General features: G+C 71.5%; 15 protein-coding genes, 1 pseudogene and 1 riboswitch. Of the genes and pseudogenes, 5 read left to right on the forward strand and 11 right to left on the reverse strand.

All coding sequences use genetic code 11. The features are described 5' to 3' along the window. A pseudogene (locus tag CA984_RS32165) lies at positions 1–982 on the forward strand (glycoside hydrolase family 38 N-terminal domain-containing protein); the annotation flags it as partial. 327 nt (positions 983–1,309) lie between these two features. Here CA984_RS32165 and CA984_RS32170 read toward each other — a convergent pair. Then, on the reverse strand, positions 1,310–1,519 hold the full coding sequence (locus tag CA984_RS32170) for a ubiquitin-like protein Pup (RefSeq protein WP_031161502.1): 210 nt from the start codon (positions 1,517–1,519) through the stop codon (positions 1,310–1,312). Positions 1,520–1,747: 228 nt separating this feature from the next. On the opposite strand from CA984_RS32170, the gene CA984_RS32175 reads away from it, so the two are divergent. The 3 genes from CA984_RS32175 (at position 1,748) to CA984_RS32185 (ending at position 4,148) form a co-directional block, all read left to right on the forward strand. Continuing rightward, positions 1,748–2,152 (forward strand): hypothetical protein, encoded by a 405-nt coding sequence (locus tag CA984_RS32175; protein ID WP_086577231.1) that lies wholly within the window; start codon positions 1,748–1,750, stop codon positions 2,150–2,152. A 99-nt stretch (positions 2,153–2,251) separates the two neighbouring features. After that, positions 2,252–3,046, forward strand: a complete 795-nt coding sequence (locus tag CA984_RS32180) for a serine/threonine-protein kinase (protein WP_086577232.1) — start codon at positions 2,252–2,254, stop codon at positions 3,044–3,046. A gap of 226 nt (positions 3,047–3,272) precedes the next feature. Then, on the forward strand, positions 3,273–4,148 hold the full coding sequence (locus CA984_RS32185; RefSeq protein WP_086577233.1) for a serine/threonine-protein kinase: 876 nt from the start codon (positions 3,273–3,275) through the stop codon (positions 4,146–4,148). Here the strand turns inward: CA984_RS32185 and CA984_RS32190 are convergent. The 10 genes from CA984_RS32190 to CA984_RS32235 all read right to left on the reverse strand — a co-directional run bounded on the left by CA984_RS32190 (position 4,138) and on the right by CA984_RS32235 (position 15,942). Next, a complete protein-coding gene (locus CA984_RS32190) occupies positions 4,138–5,592 on the reverse strand; it encodes a cobyrinic acid a,c-diamide synthase CobB (protein ID WP_086577234.1) in 1,455 nt (484 codons plus the stop codon). The genes CA984_RS32185 and CA984_RS32190 overlap by 11 nt on opposite strands. After that, a complete protein-coding gene (cobO, locus tag CA984_RS32195; protein WP_086577235.1) occupies positions 5,586–6,188 on the reverse strand; it encodes a cob(I)yrinic acid a,c-diamide adenosyltransferase in 603 nt (200 codons plus the stop codon). Before cobO ends, CA984_RS32190 begins: the two co-directional genes overlap by 7 nt. A 75-nt stretch (positions 6,189–6,263) precedes the next feature. Continuing rightward, a complete protein-coding gene (locus tag CA984_RS32200) occupies positions 6,264–8,384 on the reverse strand; it encodes a putative cobaltochelatase (RefSeq protein ID WP_086577236.1) in 2,121 nt (706 codons plus the stop codon). Further along, positions 8,381–8,944, reverse strand: a complete 564-nt coding sequence (locus tag CA984_RS32205; protein WP_086577237.1) for a histidine phosphatase family protein — start codon at positions 8,942–8,944, stop codon at positions 8,381–8,383. Before CA984_RS32205 ends, CA984_RS32200 begins: the two co-directional genes overlap by 4 nt. Next, positions 8,941–9,678 (reverse strand): CbtA family protein, encoded by a 738-nt coding sequence (locus CA984_RS32210; protein ID WP_086577238.1) that lies wholly within the window; start codon positions 9,676–9,678, stop codon positions 8,941–8,943. The genes CA984_RS32205 and CA984_RS32210 overlap by 4 nt, the downstream gene beginning before the upstream one ends. 7 nt (positions 9,679–9,685) lie before the next feature. After that, entirely contained in the window at positions 9,686–9,880 is a 195-nt protein-coding gene (locus CA984_RS32215) for a CbtB domain-containing protein (protein ID WP_086577239.1), read from the reverse strand. A 30-nt stretch (positions 9,881–9,910) separates the two neighbouring features. Continuing rightward, positions 9,911–10,029: riboswitch (cobalamin riboswitch) on the reverse strand. Between the two features lie 131 nt (positions 10,030–10,160). After that, entirely contained in the window at positions 10,161–11,675 is a 1,515-nt protein-coding gene (gene dop / locus CA984_RS32220) for a depupylase/deamidase Dop (protein WP_086577240.1), read from the reverse strand. Between the two features lie 86 nt (positions 11,676–11,761). Beyond that, positions 11,762–12,916, reverse strand: coding sequence for an acyltransferase family protein (locus CA984_RS32225; protein ID WP_086577241.1), 1,155 nt, complete (start codon positions 12,914–12,916; stop codon positions 11,762–11,764). Between the two features lie 187 nt (positions 12,917–13,103). Next, positions 13,104–14,867, reverse strand: coding sequence for a proteasome ATPase (gene arc / locus CA984_RS32230; protein WP_086577242.1), 1,764 nt, complete (start codon positions 14,865–14,867; stop codon positions 13,104–13,106). Positions 14,868–15,072: 205 nt separating this feature from the next. Beyond that, entirely contained in the window at positions 15,073–15,942 is an 870-nt protein-coding gene (locus CA984_RS32235) for a tRNA (adenine-N1)-methyltransferase (RefSeq protein WP_086577243.1), read from the reverse strand. Between the two features lie 212 nt (positions 15,943–16,154). Between CA984_RS32235 and CA984_RS32240 the strand changes: the two genes are divergently transcribed. Continuing rightward, the gene (locus tag CA984_RS32240; protein ID WP_242676293.1) at positions 16,155–17,243 is read left to right on the forward strand and encodes a GNAT family N-acetyltransferase; all 1,089 of its coding nucleotides are present in this window, start codon (positions 16,155–16,157) and stop codon (positions 17,241–17,243) included. Positions 17,244–17,296 lie beyond the last annotated feature (53 nt).

Consider the following 17,296-nt stretch of genomic DNA (forward strand, 5'->3'; position numbering starts at 1 on the left):
GCCCCGCCCCGACACCCTCGTCGACACCCCCCGCCGGGTCGAGGTCGAGAGCGTCTGCGCCGGACCGCTGGTGTCGGTGCTGGAGATCCGCCGCGACTACGCCTGGCCGTCCGGCGCCACCCCGGACGGCCGCTCGCCGGTCACCGAGAACGTCACCGTCACCACCAGGGCCGAGCTCCGCGCGGACGAGCCCTACCTGCGCCTGGAGATGTCCTTCGACAACCGCTGCCGCGACCACCGGGTCCGCTGGCACGCGCCCCTCCCCTCCCCCGCGGCGGAGTCCTTCTCCGAAGGGCAGCTCTCGGTCGTACGGCGCGGCCTGACCGGTGAGGGCGGCTGCGGCGAGGAGCCCCTGCCCACCTTCCCCGCCGAGGGATTCGTCACCGCCGGCGGCCTGGCGGTCCTGCTGGACCAGGTGACCGAGTACGAGCTGACCGACGGTGAGCTGGCCCTCACCCTGATCCGCTCGGTGGGCCTGCTGTCCAGGAACCGCAACGCCTACCGCGACGAACCCGCCGGGCCCCAGCTGTCCACCCCCGCCGCCCAGTGCCCCGGACCGGTCACGGCGCGCCTGGCCGTACTGCCCCACACGGGCACCTGGCACGAGGCGGGACTGCCACGCCTGACGGAGGAGTATCGGCACGCGCTGCTGGCCGTGCCGGGGTCGGGCCGCGCCCCCGCCGCCTCCCCGGGTGCCGGGGGGCCGGGCATGCCCCGGGGGCACGCCGCCGCGTCCCTCGCCGTCGAGGGCACGGGCGTGGTGCTCACGGCGCTGCGCGAGCGCGGCGACGTCCTGGAGATCCGTGTCGTGGCCGAGCACCCCTCGGCCACCGAGGCCGTCGTCCGCGGGCCGTTCGATGCCGCCCGCCGCGCCGACGTGCTCGGCGTGGCGGGCGAGCGGCTGGAAGTCACCGGCGGTGTCGTACGACTGCCGCTGCGCCCCTTCGAGATCGCGACCCTTCACCTGACGAGAGCGGACTGAGCGCACCGGCCGGCCGGTGCATACGATTGGGATCGTTTATCGGTGAATTCGGCTCGCGTTTTGATCTCTCGGCATTTCGGATGGTATTTGTGCCCCCGGAAACCGCGGGCCGTTTCCGGACGGCTCGCCTTGCCCGGCCGCGCGTTTTCGGGGGCTCGCGGTGGAGCGCCTCTTGACGCGCTCCCCGCGGTGGCGGGCGCGGCCGTCCGCCGTCCGCGTGCCGAACCCGGACTCGGAGAGCGGGCCGGCCGTCCCGCGGCCGGGACGGGTTTTCGGACTCGGCGGCGAATCCACTCCCACCCCCGCCCCTGAAAGCGGACTCCTTCTCTACTGCCCGCCCTTTTGCACGTAGCTCCTCACGAACTCCTCGGCGTTCTCCTCGAGCACCTCGTCGATCTCGTCGAGGATCGCGTCGACGTCGTCCGAGAGCTTCTCGTTGCGCTCCTGGACGTCGGAGGAGTCCACCGTGGTGGTCTCCTCCACCTCCTTGTCAGTCCGGCTGGTGTGCTTCTGGCCGCCGGTGTCCTTGCTCGCCATCTGTGGCACCTCCGCTTGGGGGACGCTTGTGATTCATATCTTCCCCGAACCGGCGGACATTGCGCGCGGATCGTCCCGCGATCTTCGCGGGAGCCCGCCGAGGCCGCCCCCGAGGTCCTGCCTGCAAGAGAACCCTCTCCGTCTCCCTGAGGCAAATCCTTCCCTGTTGACTGGATAGCACTCCTATCCAATAATTGGCTAGCGTCACTATCCAACGGAAGGGCCCCCATGTCGCCGTCATCGCTGAGCACCGCCGGCGTGCTCCTGATCACCGTGCCCACCATCGCCTTCGGCGGACTCTCCCTGCTCGCGCACATCATGCGCGACATCCCCGGCTACCTGGACAACCCGGTACGGCGGGGCCTGTGGCGGGCCGGGCACGCCCACGCGGGCGTCCTGGTGCTCTTCGCGCTGGTCGCGATGCTCTACATCGACCAGGCCGACCTGTCCGGCGACCTGAAGACCCTGACCCGCGTCCTGATCGTGGCGGCGCCGATCCTCATGCCGATCGGCTTCTTCCTGTCGGTCGTGCGCCCCTCGGACACCAAGCCGAACAGGCTGATCTGGCTGGTGGCCCTCGGTGGCGTGTCACTGGGCGCCGGGACGTTGACGCTGGGCATCGGCCTCATCTGACCGCCTTTACATCGTAGATTCGCATATTTCGGAGCTTTTCTGACACGCCCGGATCGTTCCAGTTAGGCCGAGGGGGTGCGAAACTGCGATCATTGACGGGTGAGCACCATCGTCGCCAGCCGGTACAAACTCGTCTCCCCCGTCGGCCGCGGAGCGACCGGCGTTGTCTGGCGTGCCTACGACCTGCTACTGGAGCGGGAAGTGGCGCTCAAGGAGATCGCCCTGCCTCCCGGCCCCGAGGCGGCCGAGCGGCGGCGGCGGGTGGTGCGCGAGGCGCGGATGGCGGCACGGCTGAGCCACCGGGGCATCGTCACGGTGCACAACCTGGCCGAGGAGGCCGAACGGCTCTGGATCGTCATGGAGTTCCTGGAGGCCCTGACCCTGCACGACACGCTGGTGCAGGCGGGGCCGCTCCCGGCGGACCTGGTCGCCGCGATGGGGCGCCGGCTGCTGGAGGCGCTGCGGCACGCGCACGACGGCGGGGTGATCCACCGCGACATCAAGCCCGCCAACATCATGCTGACCGGCGACCGGGTGGTGCTGGCCGACTTCGGCTTCGCCGCGCCGGAGGGGGCGGCGAGCACCTCGATGCGGGGCACGCCGGCGTTCATCGCGCCGGAGGCCCTGCACGGCCGGGGCGGCACCCGCGAGGCGGACATGTGGTCGTTCGGGGCGACCCTCTACATGGCGGTGGAGGGGCGGACCCCGTTCCGGACCGTCACCTCGATGGCCGCCCTGGTGGAGGCGTTGCGGGAGCCGGCGCGCGCGCCGCACCGGGCGGGCCCCCTGGAGCCGATCCTGCGCGGGCTGCTGCGCAAGGACCCCAGGGCGCGGCTGAGCGCCGAGCAGACCTCGGCCATGCTGGCCGGTGTCCGCTGTTCCAGCGCGGCCTGATCCGGCGCGGCGCGACCGGCCCGATCCGGCCGTCTCCACCGCGTCGCGGACACACCGGCGGCCCGTCCGATTGTCGGGCGGAGTTTAAGAAGTCAAATCAATACCTCACCACATCCGTGCTACTCAATCGTTATGCGTAATTACGTATCGCGGCGACATCGTGCACCGTTCCAGATGAAAATATGAATCAGCTGAGGGGCCCGGCTTCTACTTCAACGGGTGGTTCATGGGAACGGGAACGGGAAAGACGCGCCTGCTGGGTGGTCGTTATCAGCTGACTTCACCGATGGGCCGGGACGGCGTGGGCATCATGTGGCGCGCTCACGATTCACGGCTCCGCCGGAATGTGGCGATCAAGGAAATTCAGCCGTACTTCCGGGAGCACGGGGCAGACCTGGAGGAGGCGCGCCGCCGGGCGCTGCGCGAGGCGCGCTCGGCCGGGCGGCTGAGCCACCCGGCGGTGATCTCCGTGCACGACCTGCTGGAGGAGGGCGGCCGGCTCTGGATCGTGATGGAGCTGCTGGAGGCCCTCACTCTGAAGGAGACGGTGCGGCACCTGGGTCATCTGCCGGTCCACTGGGCGGCCTGGATCGGCTTCCAGCTGCTGTCGGGGCTACGGCACGCGCACGGGGCCGGCGTGCTGCACCGGGACATCAACCCGGGCAACATCCTGCTGACCGGCGATCGGGTGGTGCTGTCGGATTTCGGCATCGCGGCGCTGAGCGGGGAGGCGAGCGCGTCGACGACCGTGCCGATCGGCTGCGCGCCCGCCTACACGGCGCCGGAACGGCTGCGGGGCAGGGCGGCCACCCCGGCGGCCGACCTGTGGTCGTTCGGGGCGTGCCTGTATTTCGCGGTGGAGGGGCGCTCGCCGTACCCCGAGTCCGGCTCACTGGCGGTGCTGAGCACGGCGATGACCAGGAATCCGGATCCGCCGGCGAAGGCCGGGCCGCTCTGGACGGTCCTCGAAGGGCTGCTCCGGCGCGATCCGGCGGCCCGCATGCCCGCGGGTCAGGCGGCGCGTCTGCTGTCGGAGATCCTCCGGCTGGAGGGGGTCGCGGTGGCGCCGCCGCGGCTGCCGGCGGGGCCCTTCACGTCGTAGGCCGGGTCGTCCCCGGCGCGGGGGGCGCGGAACCACGCACGGGGGTCGCGGGGACCCGGTGACACGCCTGCACGAACCGGGCGGCCAGATGGGGGCTGCCGGCCCAGTGCAGGTGCAGGTAGGAGGCGACCACCCGGTCGTCGGCGAACCCGTCGGCACCGCCCCGCCAGCGGAACAGGGGCCGCTCCGGCGCGGGCCGTACGGCGGTGCGGTGGAACTCGTGCCCGCGATACCGCTCGCCGTCCCTGGTCAGCGCCGAGTCCCGGACGGCCACCGCGTCCCGGTAGCCGAGGGTGAGCGAGCCGGTCATCCCGGCCTCGACGTCCAGGACCCCGCACATCGGCCGGCCGTCCAGCTCCCGGGCGAGATACAGCAGGCCCGCGCACTCGGCGGAGATCGGCCCGCCGAAGGCGGCGACCTCCCCGCGCAGCGGCTCGTTGGCGGACAGCTCGGCCGCGTAGACCTCGGGGAAGCCGCCGCCGACGACGATCCCCCGCGTCCCTTCGGGCAGGGCCTCGTCGGTGAGCGGGTCGAAGATGACGACCTCCGCTCCGGCGGCCGTCAGCAGCTCGGCCTGCTCGGTGTAGCCGAAGGTGAACGCCTGACCGCCCGCGACCGCGATCCGCACCGGGGCCCCGGGGGGGCGGGCGCTCTCCGGGTCCGGCGTGGTCCGCGTGGCCGCCGCGCCGGACATGGCCGCCGCAGGGCCTGTGAGGGCCGTGGCCGGGCCGGGCGTCCACGGGCGGGCGCGTAGTGGCGGGGCCGTGCGTGCCAGCCGTACCAGCTCCTCCAGGTCGCAGGAGTCCTCGACGAGGGCGGCGACGGCGTCCATGGCCCGGGTGGCGCGCGTCCGGCGTTCGGCGGCGGGGACGAGGCCCAGGTGCCGGGAGGGGGTGGCGACGGCGTCGCTGCGGCGGATTGCGCCCAGCACCGGGACACCGCTCTCGGCGAGGGCCTCGCGGCAGATGTCCTCGTGCCGGGCGGAGCCGATCCGGTTGAGGATCACCCCGCCGAACCTGATCCGGGTGTCGTAGGAGGCGAACCCGTGCACGAGCGCGGCCACCGACCGGCTCTGCTTCGCCGCGTCCACGACCAGGACCACGGGAGCGTCGAGCAGCCTGGCGACATGGGCGGTGGAGGCGAACTCGCTCGCGCCCGCCCCGTCGTACAGGCCCATCACCCCTTCGACCACGGCGAGGTCGGCCCCGGCCGCGCCGTGCAGGAACAGCGGCGCGACGAGTTCCTCGCCCACCAGCCACGGGTCGAGGTTGCGCCCGGGACGGCCGGTGGCCATGGCGTGGTAGCCGGGATCGATGTAGTCGGGGCCCACCTTGTGCGGGGAGATCTCCATCCCCCGGCGGGTGAGGGCGGCCATCAGCCCGGTCGCCACGGTGGTCTTCCCGGCTCCCGAGGCCGGGGCGGCGACTACCAGGCGGGCTACCATTCGATGCCCTTCTGGCCTTTCTGCCCGGTGTCCATGGGGTGCTTGACCTTGCCCATCTCCGTCACCAGGTCGGCGGCGGCGATCAGGCGGGGGTCGGCGTCGCGGCCGGTGACCACGACGTGCTGGCCGCCCGGACGCCCGGCCAGGGCGGCGACCACCTCGTCGACGTCGATCCAGCCCCATTTCATCGGGTAGGTGAACTCGTCGAGCACGTACAGGCGGAAGGTCCCGGCGGCGAGGTCGCGTTTGATCTGCTCCCAGCCCTCACGGGCGTCGGCGGCGTGATCCTCCTCGCTGCCCGGCCGCTGGATCCAGGACCAGCCCTCCCCCATCTTGTGCCAGGAGACCGTTCCCCCCTCGCCGGAGTCCCCGAGCACCCGCAGTGCGCGTTCCTCCCCGATGCGCCACTTGGCGGACTTGACGAACTGGAACACCCCGATCGGCCAGCCCTGGTTCCAGGCGCGCAGGGCCAGGCCGAAGGCGGCGGTGGACTTGCCCTTGCCGGGGCCGGTGTGCACGATCAGCAGCGGCCGGGTGCGGCGCTGCCGGGTGGTCAGGCCGTCCTCGGGCACGCTGACCGGTCTGCCCTGAGGCATCGTCAATCACCTTTCGCTGTCATGCGGTCGCTGTCATGCGGTCACTGTCATGCGGTCACTGTCATGCGGTCACTGTCATGCGGCGGCCCGCCGCTCGCGGATCATCCCGGCGAGGTCGGCGAGGTCGTCGAGTCGCACGGTCTCGGCGCCCATCCGTTCCGCCAGGGAACGGGCCAGGCCGAGGCGGACGTGCCCGTTCTCACAGTCCACCACCACGCCCGTCACCCCGGCCAGCAGCCCCGCGGCGCGGTGGGACTCCTCGACGGTGCCGGAGGTCGCCCGCCCGTCGGTGACGAGGACCACCAGCGGACGCCTGGCGGGGTCGCGCAGGCGCTCCACCCGCAGCACCTCGGCGGCCCGGAGCAGTCCCGCGGCGAGCGGGGTGCGGCCGCCGGTGGGCAGGTCGCGCAGCCGCGCCGCGCCCGCCTCGACGGAGGAGGTGGGCGGCAGGACGAGGTCGGCGCGGGTGCCGCGGAAGGTGACCAGCCCGACCTTGTCACGGCGCTGGTAGGCGTCGAGCAGCAGGCCCAGCACGGCCGCCTTGACGGCGCGCATGCGCTGCCGGGCCGCCATGGATCCGCTCGCGTCCACGACGAACAGCACCAGGTTGCCCTCGCGGCCCTCGCGGACGGCCTCTCTGAGGTCCTCGCGCCGCAGCAGCAGGCCGGGGCCGCTCCTGCCGCGGCCGAGCTGGTACGGCGCCGCGGCGCCGACGGTCGCCTTCAGGTGCAGGGAGGCGGGACGGCCCTCGGGGGTCCGGGCACCGGTGGTCCGGCCCAGGGGGGTCCTGGCCCTCGACCTCCGCCCGGGGGCGCCGGCGCCGATCCCGGGGACGGTGAACAGCCTGGCCGGTCGCGCCGGATCCGCGTCGGATGCCTGGTCGCGACGGGTGGCGCCGGACTCCCGTTCCGGGCCCGCGGCCGGCCCGGCCCCGGGTGACGGGACCTCGGGCGGCGGGGCGCCGGCGCTGCCGGGGCCCGCGTGCGCGGGGCCGGGAGGCGTGGGACGGGTCCCCTCCCCGCCCGAGCCGTCCCCGCCGGGACCGTCCTCCGCGGCGCCGACGCCTCCGGGGTCTTCACCGCCGGAGCCGTCCTCGGTGGAGCCGTCCCCGCCGGGACCGCCGGGGTCCGGGTCGTCGTCGGGCTCGTCGGGCTCGTCGGGGACCCGGCTGAGGAGGTCCTCCAGCATGGACTCGTCCAGGCCGGGTGCGTCGAACGGGTCCCGCCGGCGGCGGTGCGGGAGGGCGAGCCTGGCCGCCTCGCGCACGTCGTCGGCGGTGACGGCGGTACGGCCCCGCCAGGCGGCGTGGGCGATCGCCGCGTTCGCGGTGACCAGGTCGGCGCGGAGGCCGTCCACCTCGAACGCCGCGCAGACCGTGGCGATCTGCCGGAGCGCGGAGTCCGGCAGGACCACGCTCGCCACCCGGGCCCGCGCCTCGGCGATGCGCGCCGCCAGTGCCCGCTCCTGCGCGGACCAGCGGGTGGCGAACCCCGCCGGCTCGGCGTCGAACGCCAGGCGCCGCCGTACCACCTCCGCCCGCTGGGACGGCTCCCGCGACGCCCGGACCTCCACGGTCAGCCCGAACCGGTCCAGGAGCTGGGGCCGCAGCTCCCCCTCCTCGGGGTTCATGGTGCCCACCAGCAGGAACCGGGCGGCGTGCCGTACCGACACCCCCTCGCGCTCGACGTAGCAGGTGCCGAGCGCGGCGGCGTCGAGCAGCAGGTCGACCAGGTGGTCGTGGAGCAGGTTGACCTCGTCGACGTACAGGACGCCCCGGTGCGCGGCCGCGAGGAGGCCGGGCTCGAAGGCCTTCACCCCCTCGGTGAGGGCGCGTTCGATGTCGAGCGAGCCGGCCAGGCGGTCCTCGGAGGCGCCGACGGGCAGCTCGACCAGGCGTGCGGGCCGGGCGGCTCCGGTCCGGACCTCGTGCGGCCCGTCCGGGCACTCGGGGTCCGGCGCGGCGGGGTCGCACGAGAAGCGGCAGCCGTCCACCGCGTCGACGGTGGGCAGGAGCGCCGCCAGCGCCCGCACGATCGTGGACTTGGCGGTGCCTTTCTCGCCCCGGACCAGCACCCCGCCGACGCGGGGGGAGACGGCGTTGAGGATGAGCGCGAGTTTCAGGTCCTCCGATCCCACGATCGCGGTGAAGGGATAGCGCGGGTCACGCACCTTCGAGATCTCCTTGGATGTCGTCATGCGGGGTAGCTCAGCCGCCAGCGCCCGCCCCGCCCGGTGAGCGCGACGCGGGCCAGCGGCGCGACGTCGACCCGCCAGAAGGCGGAGGCGGGTGCGCCGACGGCGTGGACGACCGCGGCGCGGATGAACGGGGGGTGGGTGACGGCGACGGTCCGGCCGGGAGCCCGGCAGGAGAGCCAGCCTGCCACCCGGTCGAGCAGTCCGGCGATCGACTCCCCTCCGTGGGGCGCGGCGGCGGGGTCGGTGAGCCAGGCGGCGAGGGACTCGGGTTCGCCGGCCTCGACCTCGTCCAGCGTCTTCCCGGCCCACCTGCCGTAGTCGCAGTCGGCCAGCAGCGGGTCGGGGTCGATCCGCAGGCCGAGCGCCGCAGCCGTCTGGGTGCAGCGCAGCTCGGCGGCGCAGGCCGCAGAGCCCTGGCCGAAGCGCGCCGCCAGGCCGGTGGCCTGGCGCAGGCCGCGTCCGTCGAGCGGTTCGTCGCCCGGGAACGCGGCCCGCACCGTGGCCGAGGTCGAGGCGTGGCAGATCAGCAGCAGGCGGGTGACCCCCGAGGGGGCCGTCACACCGGGCTGCGTCGGCGGGCGGCGAAGGCGAACAGGGCGCCGACGCCGAGCCAGAAGACCGCCTGGGTGCCGATGGAGGCGATCCGGAAATCCCACAGCAGGTCGGCGGGGAACCCTTGGGGCACCTCGTCGATCTCCGGCAGCAGGATCCAGGCCGCCGCCACCGGGAGGAGCGTCGTGGCGCCCGTGGCCGTCCAGCGCAGCCAGGGCTCGCTCCGGGCGGCGTAGCGGTGGGTGGCGGCGCCCGCGGCGACGGCCAGGATCCCGATGACCACGGCGACCAGGTAGAGCACGGTGCGCTGGTCGATCGTCTCGGGATCGCCGACGGCGGGCGGGTTGGCGGGATATTTCAGGAAGGGGACGAGGACGATCGCGGTGAACGCGGCGGCCGCGAGAGTGATCGCGAGCACCGGCTCCGATCGAGGTCCGGCCCGCCCGCGCACGGCGGCGTAGGCGAGGGCGAACAGCCCGCCGACGGCCACGCCGTACAGGCCGAGGGCGAGGAAGAGGCCGAAGCGCTGGCCGTCCCTGCTGACCAGCGCCTCCCCCTCCTCGTGGGAGTGGCCCGCGGGTCCGGCCTCGTCGTGGGGGTGGGGTGCGGCGGCCGCGGCCGCCTCCTCCAGCGCGATGGCCTGGTCGATGCGCGGCTCGCCCACGGTGTAGGCGAAGACGGCCGCGAGCAGTCCGGCGAGCAGTCCGGCGAGCATGCCCCGGACGATGAGTTTGGTGATCACGTGCGGCTCAGTGACACGGCACGCCGAGCAGATGACGCCCGTCGTGCATGAGTTCGTGCAGGTAGTCGCCGGCCTGCGAGACCGCTCCCTGGTCGAAGGCGACCAGGTAGGCGATGAGCAGCAGCACCGGTACGGCGAGCAGCCAGCGGGTGAGGGAGATCCATGGGATGGGCTGGGCGTGCGGAGCCGAGATCTGGCTCACGGCCACCTCCTTCGGGATTGACGCGTCCCTTTTCGTAGGTCGGTGGCGGCCGAGTGACCTGGCTCCCGGCCCCGAAGGGCCGGTTACAGTGGCGCGACCGCACCGGAATCTCACCGGATTTCCCTCGCACCGCCACAAAACACCCGGAACGTATCCCGGTTACCTATCACCCGTCAATCCGGACAGAGCCCAGCGGAACACGCGATCCACGCGGCCGTCCGGGAAGCACGGACAGCGGGGCGGCGGCCCTGCCGGCCACCACCCCGCGGACGGACCGCCGCTACTCGCCGGTGAGCGCGTTCACCAGATCGGCGGCGGTGCGGCAGCGGTCGAACAGCTCGCCCACGTGCGCCCTGGTACCGCGCAGCGGCTCCATGGTCGGGACGCGCTGCAGGGACTCGCGGCCGGGGATGTCGAAGATGACCGAGTCCCAGGAGGCGGCCGCGACCGACTCGCTGAACTGGCTCAGGCAGCGACCCCGGAAGTAGGCCCGCGTGTCGCTGGGCGGGGCCTCGACGGCCCGCAGGACCTCTTCCTCGGTGACCAGGCGCTGCATCCGGCCCCGGGCGACCAGCCGGTTGTACAGGCCGCGGTCGGGACGGATGTCGGAGTACTGGAGGTCGACGAGCTGCAGGCGCGGATGGGACCAGGGAAGGCCGTCGCGGGTGCGGTAGCCCTCCAGCAGCTCCAGCTTGGCCACCCAGTCGAGCTCCCCGGACAGCTGCATCGGGTCCTCGGCCAGGCGGGTCAGGACCGACTCCCAGCGGTCCAGGACGTCCTTGGTGAGCTCGTCCACGCCGTTGCCGCTGCGCTCCTCGGCATACTTGCGCGCCAGCTCCAGATACTCCATCTGGAGCTGGACCGCCGTGAGCTTACGGCCGTCGCGCATCGCGATCTCGTATCTGAGCGTCGGGTCGTGGGAGACCGCGCGCAGCGCCTGGACGGGGTTCTCCACGGCGAGGTCGCGGGTGAAGTAGCCGTCCTCGATCATGGCCAGGACCAGCGCGGTGGAGCCCAGCTTCAGGTAGGTCGAGATCTCCGACATGTTGGCGTCGCCGATGATGACGTGCAGGCGGCGGTACTTCTCCGGGTCGGCGTGCGGCTCGTCCCGGGTGTTGATGATCGGCCTCTTGAGCGTGGTCTCCAGGCCCACCTCGACCTCGAAGAAGTCGGCCCGCTGGCTGAGCTGGAAGCCCTCGCTCCGGGAGTCCTGCCCGATGCCGACCTTGCCGGCGCCGGTGACGACCTGCCGGGAGACGAAGAAGGGCGTCAGGTGCCTGACGATGTCGGCGAACGGCGTGGCCCGCCGCATCAGGTAGTTCTCGTGGCAGCCGTAGGAGGCGCCCTTGTTGTCGGTGTTGTTCTTGTAGAGCTGGATCGGGGCATTGGTGGGGATCGCCGAGGCGCGGACCGCGGCGTCGTGCATGACCCGCTCCCCCGCCTTGTCCCAGATCACCGCGGCCCGCGGGTTGGTGCACTCGGGAGTGGAGTATTCGGGATGGGCGTGGTCGACGTAGAGCCGAGCGCCGTTGGTGAGGATCACGTTGGCCAGGCCCAGGTCCTCGTCCGTGAGCTGGCTCTGGTCGGCCACCTCCCTGGACAGGTCGAAGCCCCGGGCGTCGCGGAGCGGGTTCTCCTCCTCGAAGTCCCATCGTGCCCGCCGCGCCCTGGCCGCCGAGGCGGCCAGGTAGGCGTTGACGACTTGAGAGGAGGTCACCATCGCGTTGGCCCCCGGCTGTCCGGGCACGGAGATGCCGTACTCCGTCTCGATGCCCATCACCCGCCGTACCGTCATGCGCACCCTCTGTTCATCCGGGACTGCCTTCTCCGCCGTATATATCCCCGACCCTAGACCCTTCACTATGCCCGGTGGTCAGACAGTTATGGCACCGAGGCCTTTTCGCCCGCCGCGAAGGGCTCCCAGGGTGGCGGGGAGGGCGGCGCCGACGGCGGTACGGCCCGCCGGCGGCGCCTGGCCTTGACGAATTCCTGAACGGGCCGTTCGGCCACCCGGTACACCAGGTAGGAGAAGGCCATCGCGGCCAGCGTGGTGACCACGGCGGTCAGCCAGGGCGGCAGCGTGTCCCGCAGGGCGGGGATGATCACGACGGCGGCCGTGGTGTGGAAAAGGTAGAGCGGGTAGGTCAGGGCGCCCAGGGTGACCAGGCCGCGCCAGCGCAGTCGGCTCAGCCAGCCGAGCGCCACCATCGCCATGAGCACGTAGAAGAAGATCACGGTGGCGGCGACGGCCCATTCGGGCACGGGCATCGCGGCGTAGCCGACCTTCTCGATCCGCCCGGCCACCCGGTCGATCGCCGAGTTGACCGCCAGGCCGGCGCTGATCCCGGCCAGGCACCACAGGATCAACTTGGGCCCGTGCCTGGTCATCAGGAAGAAGGCCATGCCGCCGACGAAGTACGCCGCGTACTTGGGCATCACCACGAGGTCGACCCACTTGTCCTCGCTGCCCGCGAAGAACCCGGCGGCCAGCAGCCAGACGCCCATGAAGACCAGACAGCGGTTGAGCGTCACCCCGACGAGTACCAGGACCGAGATCAGCAGGTAGAAGCGGAGCTCGACCCAGAGCGACCAGTAGACGCCGTTGGCGTCGTAGACGCCGAAGGCCCGCTGGAGCATCGTGAGGTTGACCCCGTACTCCCCGGCGCTGAGCTTGGGGTCCAGGGCGGTGGCGGCGGTCAGGCCGTAGACCGCGGCCGTCACCCCGACGCTGACCCAGTAGGCGGGGAAGAGCCGCACCAGCCGGGAGAGGGCGAACGCGCCCAGCCCCCGGCCCCAGACGCTCATCAGGATGACGAATCCGCTGATCATGAAGAACAGCTCGACACCCAGGATGCCGAGACCGGACAGCGTGGAGATCGCGGGGAACAGCTCGGACGGGCGATCACCCCACACCGAGGCGAAGGCGATGAAGTAGTGGAAGGCGAGCACCGCCATGGCGGCGACGAAACGGAGGAGGTCGAGTTCGGCGAGGCGGCCGCTCCCCCGAGCCGCTCCGCGAGACCCCGCGCCGGTCACCTGACGACCAGGCCGAAATGTTCACGCACGCCACTTGGACGGCATTTTGATCAATTGGGTTCCATGTGACGTCACTTCACTTCTGTGACGGACGGGAACCAGGGGCCGGGGCCGGAGAACGACGACGGCACGGCCCCCGGCCGGGGGACCGCGCCGTCGCGCGCGTTGCCGGTGTCGCCAGGTGGTGCTAGAGGTACTGGCCGGTGTTGGCCACCGTGTCGATGGATCGGCCGGCCTCGGTGCCCTGCTTGCCCGTCACGAGGGTGCGGATGTAGACGATCCGCTCGCCCTTCTTGCCGGAGATGCGGGCCCAGTCGTCGGGGTTGGTGGTGTTGGGCAGGTCCTCGTTCTCGGAGAACTCGTCCACGCAGGCCGCCAGCAGATGCTGGATCCGCAGGCCCTTCTGCCCGGACTCCAGGAACTGCTTGATCGCCATCTTCTTGCTGCGGTCGACGATGTTCTGGATCATGGCGCCGGAGTTGAAGTCCTTGAAGTACAGGACCTCCTTGTCGCCGTTGGCGTAGGTCACCTCGAGGAAGCGGTTTTCCTCGCTCTCGGTGTACATCCGCTCGACCACCCGCTGGATCATGCCCGAGATGGTGCCCCCGCGGCTTCCGCCGTGCTCGGCGAGGTCCTCGGGATGGAGGGGGAGGTCTTCGATGAGGTATTTCGAGAAGATGTCCTTGGCCGCCTCGGCGTCCGGCCGCTCGATCTTGATCTTGACGTCCAGACGGCCGGGCCGCAGGATCGCCGGGTCGATCATGTCCTCGCGGTTGGAGGCGCCGATCACGATCACGTTCTCCAGGCCCTCGACGCCGTCGATCTCCGACAGGAGCTGGGGAACGATGGTGTTCTCGACGTCGGAGGAGACGCCCGAGCCTCGGGTCCGGAAGATCGAGTCCATCTCGTCGAAGAACACGATCACCGGGGTGCCCTCGGAGGCCTTCTCACGGGCCCGCTGGAAGACCAGGCGGATGTGCCGCTCGGTCTCGCCGACGTACTTGTTGAGAAGCTCGGGACCCTTGATGTTGAGGAAGAAACTCTTACCGGACTGGCCGGTCTTCTCCGCGACCTGCTTGGCCAGGGAGTTGGCGACGGCCTTCGCGATCAGGGTCTTGCCGCAGCCGGGCGGGCCGTACAGCAGCACACCCTTCGGCGGACGGAGCTTGTGCTCACGGAAGAGGTCGGCGTGCAGGTAGGGGAGCTCGATCGCGTCCCGGATCTGCTCGATCTGCCGCATGAGCCCGCCGATCTCCTCGTAGGAGATGTCGGGCACCTCCTCCAGGACGAGCTCTTCGACCTCGGACTTGGGAATGCGCTCGTAGACGTAGCCCGAGCGCGGCTCCAGCAGCAGCGAGTCGCCCGCCCGGATCGGCTGGCCGACCAACGACTCGGCGAGCTTCACCACCCGCTCCTCGTCGGCATGCGAGATCACCAGCGCGCGCCGGCCGTCCTCAAGGAGCTCCTTGAGCATCACGATCTCGCCGAGCTCCTCGAACCCGAGGGCCTCCACCACGTTGAGCGCCTCGTTGAGCATGACCTCCTGGCCACGCTTCAGCGAGTCGACGTCCACCGCTGGACTGACGTTCACTCGAAGTTTGCGGCCGCCGGTGAAGACCTCCACCGTGCCGTCTTCCCTGCTTTCGAGGAACACGCCGAATCCGGATGGCGGCTGCGCCAACCGGTCGACCTCCTCCTTCAGCGCGACGATCTGGTCCCTGGCCTCCTTGAGGGTGGCCACCAGACGCTCGTTCTGGCCTGTGACGGCTGCCAGATTCGCCTGCACTTCATGGAGACGCTCTTCGATGACCCTGGCCTGCCGGGGAGACTCCGTCAACTTCCGACGTAGCGCGGTGAGCTCCTCCTGCAGGAAGGAGACCTGTGTTGTGAGGTCAGCGACCTCCCGTTCGCGCTGCGCGGCTCGAGCCTCAGCGTCGTCGCGAGCTGCCACGGCGTCACCTCCTTCCCAGTCGAGACCGACTACTCAAAACCCTACCCATCTGGGGGCTGTCCCTTACCTGGCCGAGCAGTGTTCGTATGACTACATTAAGTTGGCAGTGATTAATCCCTTATGGTGCGTTTAGTCCTGGGAGCATGAGAACACGTCCATCTGTTCCCTTGTCACTGGTAAACGTACCGTCGTAGCCGAATCGTCATCATCTGGTGGAAGAACTGGACTCTTCGCCATGCGCCCCCTTTGCCGGACGTCTGCGACGAGGTGGTGGCGTCACCCCGTCCGCCATGCGGCGGGCGGTGACGAGGAAGCCGGTGTGCCCGACCATCCGGTGATCGGGCCGTACGGCCAGACCTTCGACATGCCAGTCGCGAACCAGGGTCTCCCACGCATGGGGCTCGGTGAAACTCCCGTGTTCGCGGAGAGTTTCGACGGTGCGGGACAACTGGGTCGTGGTCGCCACATAACAGCAGATGACGCCACCGGGCGTGAGAGCCTTGGCGGCGGCGTCCACGCACTCCCACGGGGCGAGCATGTCCAGGATGATCCGGTCGACGTCGCTCTCGTCGAGCGCCTCCACGAAGTCGCCCACGACCAGACGCCACTGGTCCATCGGACCGCCGTAGAACTTCTCCACGTTCTTGGTGGCGACCTCGGCGAAGTCCTCACGCCGCTCGTAGGAGGTGACGGTGCCCTCGCTGCCCACGGCACGCAGCAGGAAGCAGGTGAGCGCGCCGGAGCCGACCCCCGCCTCCACGACGCGCGCGCCGGGGAAGATGTCGGCCATGGCGACGATCTGCGCCGAGTCCTTCGGATAGATGACCGCCGCGCCACGGGGCATGGACAGCGTGTAGTCCTGGAGCAGGTGCCTGAACGCGAGATACTGGGTGCCGCCGGACGAGCGCACCACCGACCCCTCGGGCTGGCCGATCAGCTCGCTGTGCGGGATTCCGCCCTTGTGCGTGTGGAAGACCCCGTCTTCCTTCAACGTCACCGTGTGACGCTTGTTCTTGGGATCGGTGAGCTGAACCTGATCCCCGGCCTGAAACGGCCCATGCCTGCGAAAACCCATGCCCGCAAGGTTATCGGCGTACGGCTGCCGCCGGTTCCGCCCCGGGGCCGGGCGACCCCCTCCCGCCTGGCGGAGCCGCCCGTCCCGGACCGGCTCTCCGGGTCCCCGGCGGTCCTCGCGGGCGCGGTCCGCGCCCCCTACCGGGGCGGCCCGAAATCGATTCGCCCCTCATAGGGGTAGCTGATAGCAATGGGAGCGTGTTTCCTCGAGACGTGATTCCCGCCGGTCCCATCGTCCTGCGAGCGCTCGGCGCCGACGACGCCGAGGCGATAACCCGCGCCTGCTCCGATCCGGAGATCGCCCGTTTCATCCCGACCGTGCCGGTGCCGTACACCCGCGACGACGCCCTCCGCTACCTGGAGGTCGCCGAGCGGCTCTGGGAGAGCGGCGGCGCCTCGTTCGCCGTGGCGGACGCCGACACGGACGAGTGGCTGGGCAACATCGGGCTCAAGGCACTCGACCCGCGGGGCAACGGCGAGGTCGGCTACCTGATCGCGCCGTGGGCCCGGGGACGCGGGGTCGCCACGACGGCCACCAGGGCGCTGACCGACTGGGCCTTCGCCCACGGGGTGCGGCGCATGGAACTGCTGGCCGACGTGGAGAACCTGGCCAGCCAGCGGGTCGCGCTGGCCGCCGGTTTCCGCCGCGAGGGGGTGCAGCGCTCGGCGGAGGCCCGGCGCGACGGCACCCGCGGCGACCTGGTGTCCTTCGCCAGGCTGTCCGACGACTCCGGCGACCGCGTCCAGCCGTACCTGCCCGGCTTCCCCGGCGGCTCGCTGTCCGACGGCGTGGTACGGCTGGCGCCGCTGAACCTGGCCGACGCCGACGACTACCACGCGCTGCAGAACCTTCCGGAGGTCGTGGCGCACAGCGTGCCGCCGCAGGCCCCCGACCCGGCGGAGAGCGAGGAGGCCTGCCGGGAGGCGGGCATGCGCTGGCTGGCCGGCGACCGGGTCGAGGTGGCCGTCCGCGACGCGCGGACGGACGCCTTCGCCGGACACATCCAGCTCACCTCGATCATCCCGCCCCTGGGGCAGGCCATGACGGGCTACAGCACGCTGCCGGAGTTCCGCGGCAGGGGCTTCACCGCCCGGGCGGTGGTCCTGCTGGTGGAGTGGGCCTTCGAGCACACCCCGCTGGCCCGGATCATCGCGGGCACCTCCCCGGACAACGTCGCCTCGCACCGCGTGCTGGAGCGTGCCGGCTTCACCCGGGGCCCCCTCGTGCACGGACTGCTGCCGGGCCCCGACGGCACGCGCCTGGACGACCAGCAGTGGTACCGCCTGCGCCCCGGGGCATAGGTATCGCCGCTTCCCCGCCACCGGTCCCGCCCGCGGCGGGGAAGCGGCGATAC

It is taken from the genome of Streptosporangium minutum, from assembly GCF_002149035.1.
Lineage (GTDB): Bacteria > Actinomycetota > Actinomycetes > Streptosporangiales > Streptosporangiaceae > Streptosporangium > Streptosporangium minutum.